Origin of the sequence: Flavobacterium sp. KACC 22761, from assembly GCF_034058155.1 — a bacterium.
Lineage (GTDB): Bacteria > Bacteroidota > Bacteroidia > Flavobacteriales > Flavobacteriaceae > Flavobacterium.
Genome location: NZ_CP139148.1, coordinates 2,166,720 through 2,185,920, shown reverse-complemented (window position 1 = coordinate 2,185,920; position 19,201 = coordinate 2,166,720). Strand labels below are relative to the sequence as shown.

Sequence of the window (19,201 nt, the reverse complement as noted above, 5' to 3'; positions counted from 1 at the left end):
GAAAGTTCAGGAGAAGCCCCGTTCCAATAGGCGCGCCCTTCGACATCGCTCAAGGTAACATGCGCAAAACTCATAACTCATAACTCATAATTCACAACTATTTCTTAGCCGACAAATACACTCCGATCAAAATAACAAATGCTCCAACAGACTGAATTGGTGTCAAAAATTCATTGTCTAGCAATCCCCAGAAAAAAGCTACTATGGGAATCAAATAAGTTACAGATGTTGCAAATACTGGAGAGGATATTTGGATCAGTTTAAAGAACAAAACATTAGCTATTCCGGTTCCTAGAATCCCTAAAATTCCAACAAAAAATATAGAATGTTGCGTTGCTTCAAAATATATTTTTTGGCTAATATCCGTTGTACTTAGAATAATCAACGCTGGCAAAAGCAGAACAGCAAAATTTCCTGTTGTAATGCTTACTGAATTCAAATCATGCAAATATTTCTTAATCAAATTCACATTGATTGCATAACTGAGCGTCGCAATAACTACAAGCAAAACATATAAATAATTCTGGGTTCCGCCTGCAGAATCTCCGCTTAAAACCAAAAGCAGACAACCAACAAGCCCAACAAAAACACCTAAAACCTGTCTTTTTTGAAATTGAATTCCGAAAGCTACAATTCCTAAAACCAATGTATTTAACGGCGTAAGCGAATTCAAAATGGCAACAATTGAACTATTAACCTGAGTTTCTGCAATAGCAAAAAGATAAGCCGGCATGAAAGTCCCAAAAAGCGAAGTTATGGCAACAAATTTCCATTGACGACGCGAAATCTTTTTTAGACTATTGAAACCTACAATCAACAGAAACAAAGCCGCAAAAATAATTCGGAAAGAACCTACTTGAATAGCTGTCAGGCCAATCAATCCCTTCTTTATCAAAATAAAAGAACTTCCCCAGATTAGAGAAAGAATCGACAAGTAAAACCACTTTAACTGTTTTGTTTCCATAAATTGTATTTTACTGCAAATTTGTAATTATTTTGCGAACCAACCATTTGGTTTTTATTAATTTTGCAACAAACATATTGACAATTTAAAAATCATAAATATGAAATTCACTAAAATATTCGCGTCGTTAGCTATTGCTGGTTTAGTATTAGTCGGTTGCAAGAAAGAAGAAGATAAAAATCTGGCTAACATAAAACCATTAGAAACAACTGCTAAAGAACAAAAAGCAATCGCTGCTGAAAATGTGCAAACTGCAAGTTTCGAAATCGAAGGAATGACTTGTGCAATGGGATGTGCCAAAACTATTGAAAAAGAATTATCAAATCTTGACGGCGTTGAAAAAGCTACTGTTGATTTTGACAAAAAAATGGCAACCGTCACTTTTGACAAAACCGTTCAAAATCAAGAATCTTTGACAAAAACTGTTCAAGCTACTGGTGATGGAAAAACATATAAGGTTTTGAATTTTAAATCTTAAATTCGAAATTTTAATAATCATAAAAGGCATTCAGATTTGAGTGCCTTTTTTAATTTATATTTGTGAGTAGTAGCAAAATTAAAAATATTGATAAAGCGACTCCGTAAATTTTCAAAACATTATTTCATGGGCTACATAAATGTTAACTGAGAGAAAAAGCTAAAGATTATGATTGAAAACAAAGTAAAGATATATACATTAATTAAACTTATAAGTTTTATTAAATTTGAAAGCAGAGAGCCTGAAAGCAAAGAATTTGCAGCTAGTCCAATTGTTGGAGAAATCTTATCAGACTTACTAATACAATTTAATTCATCTATAGGAAAAGAATTTTCATTTGCGATTACGCCTGACAATCGATTTGGAAAAACTTTAATAAATTCCATTAAAAGTCATCTAAAAAACACTGATGAATGGAACGAAATGAGCATCAATGATAAAAAAGAGTACATTAACGACTTAGCTTCACCATATTTATTAGAAGAACAAACCATCTATTCAATAATGAACCACACAAACACTTAGATAAATCTTATTCTAGCGTCAGCGTTTCAAGAGTTAACATAAAGAAAATATCAGAACAAAACTTCTAATTTTCAATTTACAAATAAAAACAAAACGGCGTTCAATATGAACGCCGTTTTGTTTTTATTTCCATTTCAATGTTTCCATCAATCGCTGCATATCGTTTTTGATATAACTCGCCGCTGGCATAACAGAATCAAAATTAGGTTTTGCATAAAAGTACATTGAACCCGTTATAAAGTGTTTTGTACTATCGGTAACGTAAAATTGTGAGTTTGTGGCAGCATTTCCATCTACTTGATAAAACATTCCATAAACCCTTTTTTCTTGATTTAAATAAGGCTGTTCTAGAATATCATCGGCTTTAATAACGTGCTCGTAGGTAAGTTTTTGTGCATCTTTCAAAAGCTTATTAATATCGCCGTGAACCGGTTTATAAGTCAGATAAATTGTAGCTTTCATTTTTGGATACGTAATCGCAAATCCGCAGTCTTTTTCGCCTTTAATAATTGCAGTTTCATTCATATCAAAAGCAAACGGACAGTTATTTTCAAAATGAACATATTTTGCTTCCGGATAATCCAAACGAAGAAAACTTGCCGGTTTTGGCAAAACATCATCTTTACAGCTTGCCAAAGTTAGCGTCAATATAATTACTGCTGCTGAAATTATCTTTTTTAACATCTTAATCTATCGTTACTTTTATTTGTTTTACACGCTTTTTGTCAACTGTTTCAATTGTAAAAACACAGTTTTCAAAAGCTATTTTTTGGTCTTTTTTTGGGAAATTCCCTAAAATTTCCAAAATAAATCCTGCCAATGTTTCTGCCTCTCCTTTGTGCGCGTCAAAAACATCTTCATCAACATCTACAATTCTGTAAAAATCTTTCAGGTTTATTTTTCCTTCAAAAAGAAAATTCTTTTCATCTATCTGCGAGAAATTCACATTTTCATCGTCAAACTCGTCACTGATATCTCCTACTATTTCTTCAATAACATCTTCCAACGAAACCAATCCAGAAGTTCCGCCATATTCATCAACCACAATCGCCAAATGGCTTTTAAGGCTTTGGAAATCCTTTAATAAATTGTCCAATTTTTTATTCTCAGGAACAAAAAACGCTTCTCGCATTAATGAAGTCCAATCAAATTCTTCTTTATCAATATGAGGCAACAAATCTTTTACAAACAAAACGCCTTCAATTTGATCGATATTGTCTCGGTAAATCGGGATTCTTGAAAAACCGCTTTCAATAATTTTCGGATAAATTTCTGTAAATGTTTCTGAAATTTCCAAAGCAAAAACATCAATCCTCGGACTCATAACCTGCTTTGTATCGGTATTCCCAAAAGAAACAATTCCTTCCAGGATTTTTTGCTCTTCTGTTGATGTTCCTTCAGAATCTGTAAGTTCGAGCGCTTGAGAAATTTGATTTATTGAAAAACTATTCTTCTGTTTCCCTAATTTACGCTGCAAATATAAGGTAACAGCTCGCATAGGCAAACTTATGGGCGAAAGTAATTTGTCTAAAAATGCAATAGGATAAGCAACACGTTTTGCAAATTTTAAATTGTTTCGGCTCGCATAAACTTTCGGCAAAACTTCTGCAAATAATAAAATCAGAGAAGTAACCAAAACAACTTCTAAAAAGAATTTAAAAGCAGGCGAACTAATATGCGAAAAAATATCTCGGCCAATAAAAGAGAACAGAATAACAACTCCGATATTTAGAAAATTATTAGCAACTAGAAGTGTTGCAAGCAATTTTTTAGGTTTATCCAAAAGATTGGAAATAATTTTCCCTTTTGAAAGATTTTCATTCAGTGCTTCGTCAATATCTTTTTGAGATAATGAAAAAAGAGCAACTTCGGCACCTGAAACAATCGCTGATAAAAACAGCAAAATAAATATTCCGACAAAACCAATAATTAAATTGATGTCTAAAGTTGTAGATAAAAATAAACTGGGCTCTGGGTCCAAATTAAAAAAGATTAGTTAAACAATCAAAAAGGCAAGTCGTTTATAGGCAAGCTTTCGTTTGAAGCGTCAAAGTTAGTGTTTTTTGCCGATTCCTGATCCTGATGTGGCTTATGATTTCCGGTTTCTTTTTTGGTAGTCAAGAAAGTAAACTCTGTAACCTGAATTTCTGTTGTATATTTTGTCGTGCCGTCTTCTGCTTGCCATTGGCGCGATTTAATTCGGCCTTCGACATAAATTTTATCTCCCTTGGACAAATATTTTTCGCAAATTTCGGCCGCTTTATTGCGCACCACTAGATTATGCCACTCTGTTGAAGTTATTTTTTCGTTGGTGGTTTTGTTGATATAAACTTCGTTTGTGGCCAATTGAAACCTTCCGATGCAATTCCCTCCATCAAAATAATGCATCTTTACATCATCGCCTAAATGGCCTATTAGCATAACTTTATTTAATGTTCCGTTCATAGTTTTTGGTAGTATTTCTCCCAAAGATACATTTTTTTAGCAATTTAATTCTTGCTTTTCGATAAAATTATATATCACAATTGGAAACGGATTATTTTTTAACTCACTGTAAGTCAAACCATTCTCAATTACTTCACTAATTCTGACCTTCCAAAACTGAATATGCAGATGTTGATGCGAAAGTTTGTGTAAGACCGCAGTTTCGGCACATTCCTCTATACCTATAATAGTATAAGCTGAAAAAAGATCTTTTTGAACGGCCTTTGAAATTACCTCGAAACCAACAATTTCATCGGTTTCAAGCAACGGAAATTCATATAAATTATGCCAAATTCCTTTTTCGGTTCTTTTTTTTATCAAAGTATTTCCTAAAGCATCTTCTAAAACCAAATAATTAAAGAAACGATTCGTCACTTTTGTCTTTTTTGATTTGACAGGCAAAACCGAAACTTTCTTTTTCTGCAAAGCCGCGCAACTTGCATTAAAATCACAAACTAAGCAATTTGGACTTTTAGGCACGCATTGCAAAGCACCAAATTCCATTATCGCCTGATTGAATATTGCCGGGTTATCTTTCGGCATTAATTCAAAAGCCAATTCAGCGAACTCTTTTTTTGTTGCCGGCAGAGCAATATCTGACTCGATATCAAAATAACGCGAAAGTACTCGAAATACATTTCCATCAACAACAGGAACTGCCTCATTATAAGAGAAAGAAGCAATTGCTGCAGCTGTATATTCGCCAACACCTTTTAATTTTAATAGATTTTTATAGTTTTCAGGAAAAACGCCGTTGAGTTCATTTGCCACATATTGAGCCGTTTTATGCAAATTTCGAGCACGAGAATAGTACCCTAATCCCTGCCAAAGTTTCAAAACTTGCTCTTCTGAGGCATTTGCAAGATCAAATACAGTAGGAAATTCCTTGGTAAATGCAAAAAAGTAAGGCATTCCTTGCGCAACTCGAGTTTGCTGCAGCATAATTTCTGAGAGCCAAATCAGGTACGGATCGGCCGTTTTACGCCACGGCAAATCGCGTTTGTTCTGTAAATACCAATTTATCAATATGTTATAAAAATCCATTCAAAAATACTTAGAAAACAAAAGTAAATGTTTATGTAATTAAAATTTAACGATTTAGCTTGATTAATTATTTTTTTAATTCCTATATTTGCAAACTCAAAAAAATAGTACATCATTTATAAAATAAAATAGGAAAGAAAATGACGAAAGCAGATATCGTAGCGAAAATTTCAGAGAAACTAGGTCTTGAAAAAGGAGATGTTCAAGCAACAGTAGAAACTTTTATGGAAGAAGTTAAAACTTCATTAGAAACTGGAGACAATGTTTACCTAAGAGGTTTCGGAAGCTTTATCGTTAAAACAAGAGCTGAAAAAACTGGTAGAAATATTTCTAAAAATACTACTATAAAAATTCCAGCACACAACATCCCTGCGTTTAAACCTGCAAAAGTTTTTGTAGAAGGAGTAAAAACGAACAACGAAGCAAAATAATACTATTAATTAACATAAAATCTGACACGATATGCCAAGTGGTAAAAAAAGAAAGAGACATAAGGTAGCTACTCACAAACGTAAAAAAAGAGCGAGAGCTAACCGCCACAAAAAGAAAAAGTAGTTTTAAACTACTTTTTTCTTTTTAAACGTTCATTGAAATTGAAAAAAGATGAAAGAGAAAAGAAAATAGAATATAGACAACAAAAAGTCTATTCGCTTTACTCTATTCTCTACTAATCTTCTTTTCACCGGGTTAATACCTGTTAAAAATATTGTTTAATCCATCTGTAGATAAGATTTTAGATTTTAGATTTCAGATTTTAGGTTTTTTAATAAATCTATACTCTATTCTCTATATTCTATTTTCTGAAAAAACAGATAAAAATTTACAGTGTGAATAAAGAATTAATCATTAGATCTAGTTCTGAAGCAGTAGATTTTGCCTTATTAAAAGATGGAAAACTAATTGAATTACACAAAGAAGAAGAAAAAAGCAACTTTCAGGTTGGTGATATTTTTATTGCCAAAATCAGAAAACCAGTTGCTGGACTTAATGCTGCTTTTGTGAATGTGGGCTTCGAAAAAGATGCCTTTTTACATTATCACGATTTGGGTCCAAATCTAGCTTCTCAGCTGAAATTCATAAAACTTGTAAGCGCAGGTAAATTAAAAGATTTCTCCCTAAAAACCTTTCAGTTTGAAAAAGAGATTGACAAAGATGGCATCATTACTGATATTTTAAGTGCCAATCAATCTGTCTTAGTTCAAGTAGTTAAAGAACCTATATCTACCAAAGGCCCAAGAATAAGTGCTGAGCTTTCTCTTGCCGGAAGATTTATCGTTCTAGTTCCTTTCTCTGATCGAGTTTCTATTTCTCAAAAAATAGAAGACAAAAAAGAAAAGGATCGTCTAAAAAAACTTGTTCTATCGATCAAACCTAAAGGATTTGGTGTTATTGTTCGTACAGTAGCCGAAGGCAAAAACGTAGCCGAATTAGAAAAAGATTTGCAGAACCTGCTTGGCAGATGGTCTGCAATGTGTAAAAAATTACCAACTGCTCATCATCCATCAAAAGTGTTAGGAGAGCTTAACAGAGCTTCTTCTATATTAAGAGATGTATTCAACGATACCTTCAGCGGTATTCAAATAGATGATGAAGAGTTGTACCATCAAACGAAGGAATATCTGCAAGAAATTGCACCTTCAAAACAATCGATTGTTAAGTTTTATCAATCAAATGACACTCCGATTTTTGAGAAATACAATATAGAGAGACAAATCAAAACTTCATTTGGCCGAACTGTTTCCATGAGTAAAGGCGCTTATCTTATCATAGAGCACACTGAAGCATTGCACGTTATAGACGTAAACAGCGGAAACCGTTCTAACAAAGCGACCAACCAAGAAGACACAGCCATGGAAGTAAATATGATTGCAGCGGCAGAAATCGCAAGACAATTGCGTCTTCGAGATATGGGTGGCATCATAGTAGTTGATTTTATCGATATGTCTAATCCAGAAAATAGGAAAGTTTTGTTCGACTTCTTGCGAGAAGAAATGAGCGACGATAAAGCAAAGCATAAAATATTACCGCCAAGTAAATTTGGACTTGTCCAGATTACAAGACAGCGCGTAAGACCAGAAGTGAATATCAAAACTAGAGAGGAAGATCCTAATAAACACAATGGCGAAATTGAAGCTCCAATTTTAATCATTGATAAGATCACCGCTGATTTAGAAAGACTTTTAAAAACCCACAATAAAGTTGTGCTCAACACACATCCGTTTGTGGCTGCATACCTCAGCAAAGGTTTTCCATCATTACGTTCAAAATGGTTTTTTGAACATAAAAAGTGGGTGAAAATCATACCTCGTGACGCTTACACGTACTTAGAATACCATTTCTATGATAAAAAAGGAAATGTTATTTCAGAATAAAAAACAAAACCGTCCCGATGCATCGGGACGGTTTTTTTATGTCTATTTGTGAAGAAAAAAGCAATCTCGCTTAGCCTTATATTTTAGAATGTCATCCTGAGCAAAGTTGAAGGAGGCTACAATTAGCGCGTGGGCTTCGACTCCGCTCAGCCTGACAAAAAGTTAGAATTTGGAATTTTAAAATTGGTATTCCCTTTTAAAATTTATTCTCTCACAATTTCAATTTTTCTCCTTATTTCATTCCCAGAAGCATCTACAACTGTAATGTAATGTATTCCAGTTGTTGGTGTAATCGGTAATTCATGAAAAGTTTTTGTAGTAGCTTTATAAACGTCATCAACATACCAAAACAATTCTTTATCTCTTTCAGAATAAGCCACTTTTAAAATGACGGGCTGAATGTTGCTGTTGAAATCCTTCGTTAGATAAATTTTGCTGTTTGCTTTCGGATAAATAAAATCCATTGTAGTGGTTTGTGTTCCTTCACAACCTTCTTTGAATGGTGGCAATGGCAAATATTCAATATGCTGGCTTTTATAATACCATGCCATAACAGGAGGCAGTACAAACCAGTTTTTAGTCACAATGTTTTCCACATTTTCACAACTGCTGTTTACCTGAAATTGTTCTGTTTTATCCAAATGAATTGTTTTGTGATACGGACAAACTTTAGTCGATTTTCCTTTTTTAGCAACCCATTGTTTGATTTTTGGGCAATTGTCTTTTGCTAGATAACCGCTTAAACGGCAAACCTCAACTTCGGCCAAATCATTGTAAGGCGTATCAAACCATCTTTGTCTTGGCAGTAAATTAAAAACATCGAACAAAATTGGTGCCGCGCTCGTAACTCCTGTCAATGTTGGCCTTCCTTCTCCAGTGGCATTTCCAACCCAAATTCCAACCACATATCTTGAATTAGTTCCGATAGCCCAAGCATCTCTATTTCCGAAACTTGTTCCAGTTTTCCACGCAATTTTTAACGAACTGTCATAAAATTTCCAAGCTTCATCACCTTCAGGTCTATTTACCTCTTCCATTGCGTTGTAGGTCAACCAAATTGATCCTGCGCCCAGAATATTCTTCTGATTGGTTTCTGATCCAAAATCGGGCTTAAAATCGTTTTTATAGTTCAGCTCTGTGAATTCATTCGTCCTGTATTTACTCCTATTTTTAGTATAATAATTAACCGTAGACGAAAGATTAGCATACGTTCGGCATAAATCCCACAAATTACTTTCAGCGCCTCCCAAAATAAGCGATAAACCGTAATGGTCTGGTGTTTTGTTGATGTTCTTTAATTTGAATTTCTGTAATTCTTCGTAAAATTTATTTACGCCAAAATCCTGAAGCATTAAAACTGCAGGAATATTTAGCGAACGTGACAATGCGCGATGTGCAGGAACTGCTCCATCAAAAGTTAAATTAAAGTTCTGAGGCGTATATCCCGAAATCTGTGTTGGAACATCTGCCACTAAAGTGTTAGGCAATAATTCGCCATCATCCAACATTGCCGCGTACAAAAGCGGCTTTAGGATACTTCCTGTACTTCTTGGAGCATCGATAATATCGACATCTTTTTGGTGATCACTGTCTGCTGGAGCATTTCCAACATAACTCATTACATTTCTGCTTTGAACATCAATTACCAAAATAGCCAGATTATGAACTTCATTCTGTTTATACTGATTGTAATAATACCTTGCAATTTGATTAACGCGATTTTGCAAAGCGTAATCAATCGTAGTTTTTACTCTAGTCCCTTCTTCATTTTTAGCCACTCTTTGCAATAAATGAGGTGCGATTTGAGGCAAATCATAAGGTTTTTGAGGCAATGGCTCTTCTATCGAAAGTTCGTATGTCTGCTTATCAATTACTCCATCCCGATGCAGTTTTAATAAAAGTCGGTTTCGTTTGTTCAGTAATTTTATCTGATTTTTTCCCGGATAAATTAAACTTGGTGCATTCGGCAAAACAGCTAAAACAGCATTTTCTGCCCATGATAATTGATTGGATTGTACACCAAAATAGCGCCATGAAGCCATTTCCAGTCCAACAACATTTCCTCCAAATGGCGCATGAGCGGCATACATTTCGAGGATTTCATCTTTGGAATACCCTAATTCTAACCTTGTAGCGAGAATTATTTCGATGATTTTTTCAAAATAGGTTCTGTTTTTTCCTTTTCGCGATAACCGGATAACTTGTTGCGTCAAGGTGCTTCCTCCTCTTACTACTTTTCCGGCTTTTTTATTTTGCTTAAAAGCATTTACCATCGCTCCCGGATTAAATCCAGGATGTTTGTAAAAGTATTCATCTTCAAAATAAACAATACATTTTTTGAATTTATCCGGCACGCTGTCTTGCGCTGGAAAACGCCATTGTCCGTCACGGGCGATTTTGGCTCCGAGCAATTCTCCTTCTTTGCTTTCAATAACTGTTGAATAAGGCTCTTTAAACAAAGTTCGGGGTAACGAAAAATAGTAAATCAGCAAGAGCAGAAATGCAATTGCTGATTTTATTTTGTTCCTTTTTATCCAATTTATAATACGTTGAAAAAACGCTTTTAATTTATTTTTCAATACTGATTTATTTTTTAACCGCAAAGACGCAAAGATTTACGCAAAGTTCGCAAAGTTTTTCTCTCGCAGATTCCGCAGATTGGGCAGATTTTATTTTTATCTGCTTGATCTGCAAAATCTGCGGGAGACCTTTTTACAAAGCTTTTTTCAGCCACAGATTACACAGATTAACACAGATTTAAAATCCTTTTAATCCGTGTAATCTGTGGCGAATAAATTTTACTTCACAACCTCAACCCAGAATCCTTTTGTTCTCGCCAAGAATGTATTATCATACATCGCTTCACATTGCAATCCAGGCAAGTAATAATTTCCTAAATAAGATGCATTCAGCAGAATGCGGAAGACTTTGGTTTCTCTGGCTTTCATTCCGAAATAGAAATTCGTTCTATCATCACGAATGTCAATATAATCGGCAATGTTGTTTACGGCATCTCCATAATCAGTGAAACGAGTATTTACGATTTCGAATCCAGAAGGCAGAATTTGAGACAATGCCACATTCTGAATGCTTTCTCCTCTTTGATTTTTAATCGTAACCTCAGCCACAAATTCAGTTCCTTGAGTGATTCTTGAGACATTAATTACACTTCCTTTTCTGTTTTTGAAAACAATTGAAGCCGTAACATCACTTTGAACCGCATTTTCTTGTCCGATTGGCAGAATTCCTGTGTTCAGTACACGAACATAAACCGTATTGGCTTTATTATTTTTAAGCGTAATGCTGTTTGCACCAGAAGCAACAGACAAACTACGATCTGCAACCGATTTACCTGTGCTTATCGTCTCGCCTTTTCCATTTTTACTAAACTGAACATTGATTCCTTTTGGACCGTTGCTCACCGCAAATTTCGACATTGCATACAAGCAGTAAGCAGTTGTTTGCGTACTCATCCATTGATTAGCTGACATTTCTTTGGCTAATTTTGTGGCTGTCGCAAATGCTTTTTGTTTTTGGTCTAAAAGAAGCATCGTTTCCAAAGCCATTGCTCTGTTTCTTTCGCTAGAACCGTAATAGTAATAACTGTAGCCATCTGAGATTCCATCAATACTCGTTTTCAAGAACAAACTCTGTCCCGCCGATTTTTGACCTGCTAAAACATACGCTGCTGCCAAACGAAGCATACTTTCGTTAGAAATACCTTTTGTTTCACGTAATCTATTCATTGAAGATAAATCGGCATTTCCGGCTAAAGCCAAAGTATATAAACGATATGCTTGTGCTAAGTCATTTCCGTATTTCGGTTCAAAACGCCATTGTTTTGCTTCCTTTTGCTGATACGATAACCATTTTGATTTGAAATTAATTGGCAATACATATCCTTTTTTCTCTGCTTCAATCAAGAAATGTCCTGCATAAGAAGTCCCCCAATCATCTGCAATTGCATTTCCTTGCCAGTACGGCAGACCTCCATTTGACAATTGGAAATTGCCCAATCTTGCAATTCCTGCAGTGACATTTTTCTGAATCAAACTTTTGCGCTTTGCATCAATATCAGCTACATCGCCTAAATACAATTGCGGGAAAACAGATGAAGTAGTTTGTTCTACACAGCCATGAGGATATTGAATCAAGAATTGCAATCTTCCGTTCAAATTCATCGAAGGCATAGACGAAACTTCTAATCTTGCTTTGTTGCTTCCAGCAATTCCAAAGGTTTTCCATGAAATTGTCTTAGAACTGTTTGGCATTAAAACAACATCCGTAAAAGTACTCGTAACTGGATTTGGATTCGTCATATCGATTTCAACATCATAAACCGATTTCTCGCTTCCAGATGTTGCAATTACCTGAACTTTAGCAATTCCCGTAGCTGAGCCGACAACCAAATTAAAATAGGCCATTTTTTCATCTGGCTGTGCAAAATTTAGTTTTTGAACTGCACTTCCTATAACTTGTAATCCGTTGCTGGTTTTTACCTGAATGGAAACATTTTTGATTTTATTTTCGGTTGCAAAAACTGTCACTGGCAATGTTACTTTTTCTGACGGTGAAATCTTTCTTGGCAACGAAGCCAAAACCATCAACGGACTTTTTACCGGAGTAGCTTTTTCTACACTTCCGTAAGCACTAGTATTTGCATCTCCCGCCACTACCATTGTTCGAACCGAACCAATGTATTTTGGAAGTTTTAATTGATGTGATTTTGTTTCTCCTTTACCTAATTTAAATGGCCCATAATACAAAACAACTGGTTTGAAGCGGTTTGCTTTTTTAGCTTTTCCACCGCCTAAATCCTGGTCACCACCAATACTGAAAATCTGATTTATTTTTCCGCCATAAGCGCCAATAACATCATCATAAACGTCCCACGTTTTTACTCCTAAAGCTTCGCGAACATAAAAGCTGTCCCAAGCATTTGGCGTTTTAAAACGAGTTAAATCCAAAAGTCCTTCATCGACAACCGCGATTGTATACGTCATTTCCTTACCTGATTTCTCACCTACTTTCACTGTAAAAGGCTGTTCTGGTTTCAAAACATCTGGCATAGTAATAGTGGGTGCCAAAATCGTGTTTTTATCTACCACTTCAATAGGAACAATTCCATACATACGAATTGGAGAATCGTTTTTCGTCGAAGCATGAGGTTGCAATAATGTAATATTGAAATACACATTTGGTGCCATTGCTCCTGTAATTGGAACTTCAACTTTGGTTTCTCCATTTTTTGTTTTTGCCCAAAGCGTTTGCACTACTTTTGATCCGTTTTCTATTGAAATTAAAGCGCGCCCACCTTCGCTTGAAGGGAAAGAAATTTGTGCTTTTTCTCCAACGGCATAATTTTTCTTATCTGTTGAAAACACCAACATATTTGCTGTCGAAGCATCTCTGTTACGTGTTTTTCCAGACCAAATTGGCCAATCGATATTTACCGTCAATGCTGTTGCATGTCCGTCTGCACTATCTGCAACACGAATCAAATAACGCCCCCATTCTTCATCAGTCAATGAAAAATGAATGCTTCCTTTTCCGCTTGAATCAGTGTTGACTATAAATGTTTTATAAGAAGTCGTCGCATTCGAAGAATTGTAATTTGATAAATTATCGCTTGACGAATCCCACCACCAACGCCAATCTACTTTAAACACTTTTACTTCCAAATTTCTAACCGATTTTGGTCTTCCATTTTCATCAACAGTAACAATATCAAAACGATTATCCGTTCTGGTTTCAAGCATGTTGTATTTATTCAGTTCTGGTGATTTAATTCCTACATATGTTTTATATGGCGAATAAGTCGTTGCCACAACATCGGCACTAAAATCTCCTCCTTCTTCATATACTTTCGTGATGAATGAAGCACGCAACATTCCTGGCGCCTGACCTTGTAATCGAGGTCGAATGTTTACCGAAGCTTTTCCGTTTTCGTTTAATTTTCCTGAGAAAACATTGATTTCCTCCGTATTGAATTGACGCACTAAATCATCAAAAGTATATTTTTCATACCCTTTAAAAGTTGTCGTTTGTTGCGAAAATTTAGCCTGCATTTCTACATTCAGATTCTTCGCAATTGCACCATGAAGCCAAGTCACTTCAAGATTATCTGTATTTGGATACGACGATGAAAGTATTGTTCTTGTAAAGGTATTTTTGATTTTTAAACGATTCGGTTTAATGGTTTCAATCTTGATGCTCTTATAGAATTTTGCTCCACCGACACTTACCATTGCTTCCCAATTTCCTGTTGGCGCATCTTGATTTGTTGAAACTATAAAAGCATAATGATTTAAATCATTTGTTTTTTGAACGGTTTGATAAACTGTTTTTCCATTCGGATCATTTAATCTGAATTTAATTGGGTGCGATTTCGGAAGTTTATTCGCAGCATCATTCAAAATAAAGGACAAACACAAATTATCGCCCGGACGCCAAACACCTCTTTCTCCGTAAATAAATCCTTTTAAGCCTTTTTGCAAAGTCTCTCCTGCTACATCAAAATTACTTACCGATAATGAAAGTCCGTCATCCAATTTCACATAAGTCGATTGATCCCCTAGAGTAACAATTGCAAAATAAGCGAATTTATCCAATTGAAAAGATGCAATTCCTTCACTGCTTGTTGCTTGTGTTCCAATTTTTTGCTGTTGGAAATTATACAAATCTACTCTCGCATTCGAAACTGGTTCGGTCGTAACAATATTATTTACAGCAAATAAGTATGATTTGTTTTCTCCTCTTTTGGCAATTACACCCAAGTCAGACGCTAAGATATTGGTTGCAATTTTTGCATTATAAAAATACGAATTAGAGCAAGGGTCTTGACTTTCACGCCATTCATAATCATCATAATAATAATCGTCATACGAGTTGCCACTATAGTTTATGTCATTTTCATCAACTTCTTCTTCATCTTCACTTTCATCTTGATCTCCCTCTGTTGTTTCACATTTATAAAGCGAATATTTCTTTTTGTATTCAAATTCTACTCTATAAATTGCTCCCGGTTCTGGTTTGATAATTTTGGATAAATCCAATGCAAAAGTGTTCCATTTACTTGGATTCGTTAATTTACTCTCGACCAAATTGAGTGTTGTTTTCGCAACAGGCTGGGCGACCTTTTTGAGATTTTGACCTCCATTCAATTCATTGTATTGTAAAAACTGCAGAATATTATTTTTGTAGATTTTATAAACCTTTACATCAACAGCTCTTAAATTTACGGCTTCAAAATTTAGTTTTAAATTGTTTGAACTTGGCAAAATTGTTCCATTTTTAATAAAACGAACACTTGGTTTTATTTGATCAAAGGAAATTTTCTCCGAATAATTTGCATCTAGTTTTTTGCCATATTGGCTCTCAATTCCTTGAAAAACCTCGACTAATAAATCGCCAACTACAATTTGCTCTGATTCAGGTTCTTCCTCTTGAACCACTTCAACCGGCTCCGAAACTACCACAGCGGCACTATCAACAACTGCCACTGTCGAATCAACAAGTGAAACTGCCGTTTCTTCAAGCGGAATAACTTCTTCTTTTTTTGCAGGAGCTTCTTTTTCATTATTAAAATAAACTTTCAGCAAATTCCCATCTGTAGAAAATTTTAGATTATTGGTATTCTGAATCGAAACCAAACCCTTAAAATCCTGTCCTTTTTCTAAAGGTTCAGAAAAATTTATCAAAACCGACTGATTGCTCCCATCTGGAACTTCGACTTTTATGATTTTAAATTCATTAATATTGGTAATCGGGAAATCGATTTGTCCTTTTTGGTCAATATCAAAATCACTTCCATCATATAAAATTTCCAAATTTGAAGCTTCAGAATAACGCTGAATACTGTCTATTATAAAATGAAATTCTTTGCCCGAAGCCGGACTTTTATCAAACTTAATTTTAAGATTATCCCCTTTTTGTTTGGCTTCAACCAGCTTTTTTGCTGTTTCAATATCAATATTATCAGCCGTTTTCAACACACAATTCAAATATTGATATTCTTTGCTGTACGATTGAATATCAGCCGTATTAATGGTAAAATCCTGCTTTATTGTTTTAACGGTAAAATTGAATTCAGAAAGTGTTTTTTCTTTCTCTTTTGGAAGTGTAATCAGTTTATCCAATTTCAAAGTCACTTGATATTCTGTACCTGGTTTTAACTTTTTTTCTGGAATAAACGCAATTGTATTTGACGAAAGTGCCACCACTTTTCCGTCAACGCTTGGCGAAATATCAAACAAATCGCTGTCTAATTCTTGATTGGCTTTCCATTCTTTTTTATCAAAAGCCAAAACCACCCTAATATCAGATTCCGACGAGACTATTCCGCCCGTGAAACTGACTATATACTCTTTAAATAATGAAAAATCAGAATTAAAATCGGCTGCTGATTTTCTGCCGCAAGATTGAAAAATAAAAAACACACAAAACACGAGAACTAATCCTTTTGCTTTCACTTTTATTTAGAGTTAATGGGTTACATTTTTTAAGAAATCAGAGAACATTTTAACATTTGACTGTTACTTCCTATAACTATCAATGATTAATATTGTAGTAAATATAAAATAATTTTCGAGCTTTTTTAAGAAGAATTTTCCCTAATATTGATTTTTAACTTTTGTTGAAGTTTTATAAAAAATAGACTCTTAAAATAGTATATTCATATTTCTAAATTTAAAAAAGAATGCCAAAAAACTCAAACACATACTCCTCTGAAAATGAATTCATTGTAAAAAACAAAAAGATCATTATTTATCTGTTGGGTGCAATATCATTTTTTATTTTGATAGCTTTTACAGATTATTATGTTTTACCCGCTTCAAAAACAAATGATGTAATAACTCAGTATTTAGTTCGAACTTCTGGGAAATCAAATCAAACCGTTTCTTATCATTATTTTACACAAAAAGGATGTGTCTTTTCTACAACAAAAGAATTTATTGAAGAAGGCAACATTTCAGTTGGGACTTCTTTATTGTTTAAATTTGTAACAAGCGTAAAGTCTGAGAAAAAAGATTATACCAGCCAACTTTCTAGTGGCTTAAGCAGTAATGGAATTACCTTTTACACCTGTCTTATTCTTCTTTTTTCATTAGGAATAAGTCTGAAAATAATGCTTTCGAAAAAAGGTTTTTCTCAAAACACATTTTACAATATCGTTTGCTTTAATTCCTTTATGATATTTATGTGTTTTTACATGGGAGGATATTTGTTTTAACTACTTGCGTCTTTCCAGAAAAAAACGTTTCATTAAATCGGCAGCTTCGTTGGCCATTACGCCAGAAACCACAGTAGTTTTAGGATGAAGTTTGGTTCCCATATTGATAAAACCACGCTGTTCATCACGCGCACCAAAAACAATTTTTGAAATTTGGCTCCAATACAGCGCACCGGCACACATTTGACAAGGCTCAAGCGTTACATAAAGCGTGCAATCTTTTAGATATTTTCCGCCAAGAAAATTTGCGGCCGCGGTTATGGACTGCATTTCAGCATGAGCGGTAACGTCGTTCAGCAATTCAGTTAAATTATGGCTTCTCGCAATAACTTTATCAGCAACAACAACAATGGCTCCAACAGGAATTTCGCCTTTTAAGTAGGCTTCTTCTGCTTCCTGCAGGGCTTTTTTCATAAAATATTCGTCGGTGAAAGGATTTTCCATAAGTGCAAAAATAAGGTTTTGAAATAATTTTTATTACATTTAATTCCTGATATCTGAATATGGAAAGAAAATTCAAAATAACAATTCCTGAACCATGCCATGAAAACTGGGACGCAATGACGCCAAAAGATAATGGCCGTTTTTGTATAAGCTGTTCTAAAACTGTTGTTGATTTTACTTCTATGCTTCCAGAAGAAATTCAGCATTATTTCATTCAAAATCAAAACAATAAAATTTGCGGAAGATTTAGAAAATCACAATTAGACACACTTACAATTCAAATTCCGAGTCGGGTTTTATATTCACAAACACAGTATCACAAGATGTTTTTACTGGCATTATTTATTGCTATGGGAACAACTTTATTTAGTTGTCAAGATAAAGACGGAAATAAGAAAAAAATAGATACAATTGAAGTTGTTGATACTGATAAGAATCAAGATGACAAGCTGAAACAAATTCCGCCGCCGCCTCCGTCGCCTCCACGTGAAAAAAATGCCAATCGAGAAAATTTGGAAAAATTAAATAGGATGGTTAGTGGTGAAATAATTCCAGAAAATCAGACAAAAAACAACAATAAGTCCAAAAATAAAAAGACAGCTTTTTATTCTTCTAATGAAAAAATAAACTGTGAGAAAACAACTAAACAAGATTCCATTGAAGAGGATAATACTTTTTTTATAGGAGCTGCTATCGAAACAAAAGCAGATTATCCAAATGGAATAAATGCCTTTTATGATTTTTTTGCCCAAGAATTTAAATTGCCCGAATCAGTCGAAAATCTAAAACATCGTATTGTTGTTTCATTCGTAATAGATAAAGACGGTTCGCTGACATCATTTGAATTTCCAAAAAATACTGATCTACAATTAAAAACAGAAATAATACGCGTTTTAAAATTATCTCCAAAATGGGTACCCGGAACTCAAAACGGAAAAAAAATACGAATAAAATACAGCTTACCAATATTAATTCAATCATGAAAAACAAAATTATCATTCAAATCCCCAATCGAATGTTATACACACAAACTTCTTACTCTAAAATATTTTTGGTGACTTTATTTATTGCAACAGGAACAACATTCTTCAGCTGTCAAAACAAAGAAGCCAAAAAACAAGAAATTGAAAATATTCAAGTTGCAATTGATAGTGCTAAAAAAGAACAAATTGCGGTTGATAAAACTCCATTAGATAAAAATAGTAAAATTCAGACTGCTGATTCTCCAACACAACCATCAAAAACAGATCAGGCTCAATTGGAAAAAAAAGCAACTAACGATGTTCCAAAATCTGAAAAAACAGAAAACAAAAAAAATAACGTTCCAAAAAAAGACATCAACAGTAATCCGGTAACTGCATCTGAAACAAATGCAGAATTTGCGGGCGGGATTGATCAATTTTTAACTTTTTTCCAAAAAGAATTTAAAAAACCCGAAGAATCAGGATTTTATAAACTCAAAATAAACCTCTCTTTTGCAGTAGAAAAAAACGGTTCTGTATCTTACCTTCAATCAGAACCTGCTATTAACAAAAATGTAGAACAAGAAATTATCCGAGTTTTGAATGCTTGTCCGAAATGGCAGCCAGGGGAATCAAATGGAAAAAAAGTAAAAAGGCAATATTCTTTGCCAATTACATTAGAATAGATCGCAACAG

Annotated in this window: 15 protein-coding genes; 7 read left to right on the top strand and 8 right to left on the bottom strand. The window is 34.3% G+C overall.

The genetic code is table 11. The features are described from left to right. Positions 1–97: 97 nt before the first annotated feature. Positions 98–964: a DMT family transporter gene (locus tag SCB73_RS09525; RefSeq protein ID WP_320569799.1), complete on the bottom strand. Its 867-nt coding sequence runs from the start codon at positions 962–964 to the stop codon at positions 98–100. Between the two features lie 100 nt (positions 965–1,064). Between SCB73_RS09525 and SCB73_RS09520 the strand changes: the two genes are divergently transcribed. Beyond that, positions 1,065–1,442: a heavy-metal-associated domain-containing protein gene (locus tag SCB73_RS09520; RefSeq protein ID WP_320569798.1), complete on the top strand. Its 378-nt coding sequence runs from the start codon at positions 1,065–1,067 to the stop codon at positions 1,440–1,442. Positions 1,443–1,610: 168 nt separating this feature from the next. Beyond that, complete coding sequence (locus SCB73_RS09515) at positions 1,611–1,967, top strand: hypothetical protein (RefSeq protein WP_320569797.1); 357 nt, start codon at positions 1,611–1,613, stop codon at positions 1,965–1,967. Positions 1,968–2,090: 123 nt separating this feature from the next. Here the strand turns inward: SCB73_RS09515 and gldD are convergent, their stop codons facing one another. From gldD to mutY, 4 genes are read right to left on the bottom strand one after another with little or no spacing between them, the layout of a single operon-like run. Beyond that, positions 2,091–2,651, bottom strand: a complete 561-nt coding sequence (gldD, locus tag SCB73_RS09510) for a gliding motility lipoprotein GldD (RefSeq protein ID WP_320569796.1) — start codon at positions 2,649–2,651, stop codon at positions 2,091–2,093. Position 2,652: 1 nt separating this feature from the next. Then, positions 2,653–3,948: a gliding motility-associated protein GldE gene (locus SCB73_RS09505; protein WP_320569795.1), complete on the bottom strand. Its 1,296-nt coding sequence runs from the start codon at positions 3,946–3,948 to the stop codon at positions 2,653–2,655. Between the two features lie 23 nt (positions 3,949–3,971). Further along, complete coding sequence (locus tag SCB73_RS09500) at positions 3,972–4,412, bottom strand: single-stranded DNA-binding protein (protein ID WP_026983816.1); 441 nt, start codon at positions 4,410–4,412, stop codon at positions 3,972–3,974. A gap of 36 nt (positions 4,413–4,448) precedes the next feature. Beyond that, positions 4,449–5,495, bottom strand: coding sequence for an A/G-specific adenine glycosylase (gene mutY / locus SCB73_RS09495; protein WP_320569794.1), 1,047 nt, complete (start codon positions 5,493–5,495; stop codon positions 4,449–4,451). 140 nt (positions 5,496–5,635) lie between these two features. Here mutY and SCB73_RS09490 point away from each other — a divergent pair, with 140 nt between their 5' ends. After that, positions 5,636–5,926 (top strand): HU family DNA-binding protein, encoded by a 291-nt coding sequence (locus SCB73_RS09490; protein ID WP_007805026.1) that lies wholly within the window; start codon positions 5,636–5,638, stop codon positions 5,924–5,926. 396 nt (positions 5,927–6,322) lie between these two features. Further along, entirely contained in the window at positions 6,323–7,867 is a 1,545-nt protein-coding gene (locus SCB73_RS09485; RefSeq protein ID WP_248729267.1) for an Rne/Rng family ribonuclease, read from the top strand. 203 nt (positions 7,868–8,070) lie between these two features. Here SCB73_RS09485 and pbpC read toward each other — a convergent pair whose 3' ends face one another. Continuing rightward, complete coding sequence (pbpC, locus tag SCB73_RS09480; RefSeq protein ID WP_320569793.1) at positions 8,071–10,446, bottom strand: penicillin-binding protein 1C; 2,376 nt, start codon at positions 10,444–10,446, stop codon at positions 8,071–8,073. 219 nt (positions 10,447–10,665) lie between these two features. Continuing rightward, entirely contained in the window at positions 10,666–16,338 is a 5,673-nt protein-coding gene (locus SCB73_RS09475; protein WP_320569792.1) for an alpha-2-macroglobulin family protein, read from the bottom strand. A gap of 227 nt (positions 16,339–16,565) precedes the next feature. Here SCB73_RS09475 and SCB73_RS09470 point away from each other — a divergent pair, with 227 nt between their 5' ends. Then, positions 16,566–17,099, top strand: a complete 534-nt coding sequence (locus SCB73_RS09470) for a hypothetical protein (RefSeq protein WP_320569791.1) — start codon at positions 16,566–16,568, stop codon at positions 17,097–17,099. Here SCB73_RS09470 and SCB73_RS09465 read toward each other — a convergent pair whose 3' ends face one another. Further along, positions 17,100–17,543: a nucleoside deaminase gene (locus SCB73_RS09465; RefSeq protein WP_144337533.1), complete on the bottom strand. Its 444-nt coding sequence runs from the start codon at positions 17,541–17,543 to the stop codon at positions 17,100–17,102. 59 nt (positions 17,544–17,602) lie between these two features. Here SCB73_RS09465 and SCB73_RS09460 point away from each other — a divergent pair, with 59 nt between their 5' ends. After that, entirely contained in the window at positions 17,603–18,526 is a 924-nt protein-coding gene (locus SCB73_RS09460) for an energy transducer TonB (protein ID WP_320569790.1), read from the top strand. Continuing rightward, positions 18,523–19,191, top strand: a complete 669-nt coding sequence (locus SCB73_RS09455; RefSeq protein WP_320569789.1) for a hypothetical protein — start codon at positions 18,523–18,525, stop codon at positions 19,189–19,191. Before SCB73_RS09460 ends, SCB73_RS09455 begins: the two co-directional genes overlap by 4 nt. Positions 19,192–19,201: the final 10 nt, after the last annotated feature.

Coding starts and splice junctions, on each gene's coding strand:
- SCB73_RS09525 (WP_320569799.1), bottom strand. CDS start 964: ATGGAAACAAAACAGTTAAAGTGGTTTTACTTGTCGATTCTTTCTCTA.
- SCB73_RS09520 (WP_320569798.1), top strand. CDS start 1,065: ATGAAATTCACTAAAATATTCGCGTCGTTAGCTATTGCTGGTTTAGTA.
- SCB73_RS09515 (WP_320569797.1), top strand. CDS start 1,611: ATGATTGAAAACAAAGTAAAGATATATACATTAATTAAACTTATAAGT.
- gldD (WP_320569796.1), bottom strand. CDS start 2,651: ATGTTAAAAAAGATAATTTCAGCAGCAGTAATTATATTGACGCTAACT.
- SCB73_RS09500 (WP_026983816.1), bottom strand. CDS start 4,412: ATGAACGGAACATTAAATAAAGTTATGCTAATAGGCCATTTAGGCGAT.
- mutY (WP_320569794.1), bottom strand. CDS start 5,495: ATGGATTTTTATAACATATTGATAAATTGGTATTTACAGAACAAACGC.
- SCB73_RS09490 (WP_007805026.1), top strand. CDS start 5,636: ATGACGAAAGCAGATATCGTAGCGAAAATTTCAGAGAAACTAGGTCTT.
- SCB73_RS09470 (WP_320569791.1), top strand. CDS start 16,566: ATGCCAAAAAACTCAAACACATACTCCTCTGAAAATGAATTCATTGTA.
- SCB73_RS09465 (WP_144337533.1), bottom strand. CDS start 17,543: ATGGAAAATCCTTTCACCGACGAATATTTTATGAAAAAAGCCCTGCAG.
- SCB73_RS09460 (WP_320569790.1), top strand. CDS start 17,603: ATGGAAAGAAAATTCAAAATAACAATTCCTGAACCATGCCATGAAAAC.
- SCB73_RS09455 (WP_320569789.1), top strand. CDS start 18,523: ATGAAAAACAAAATTATCATTCAAATCCCCAATCGAATGTTATACACA.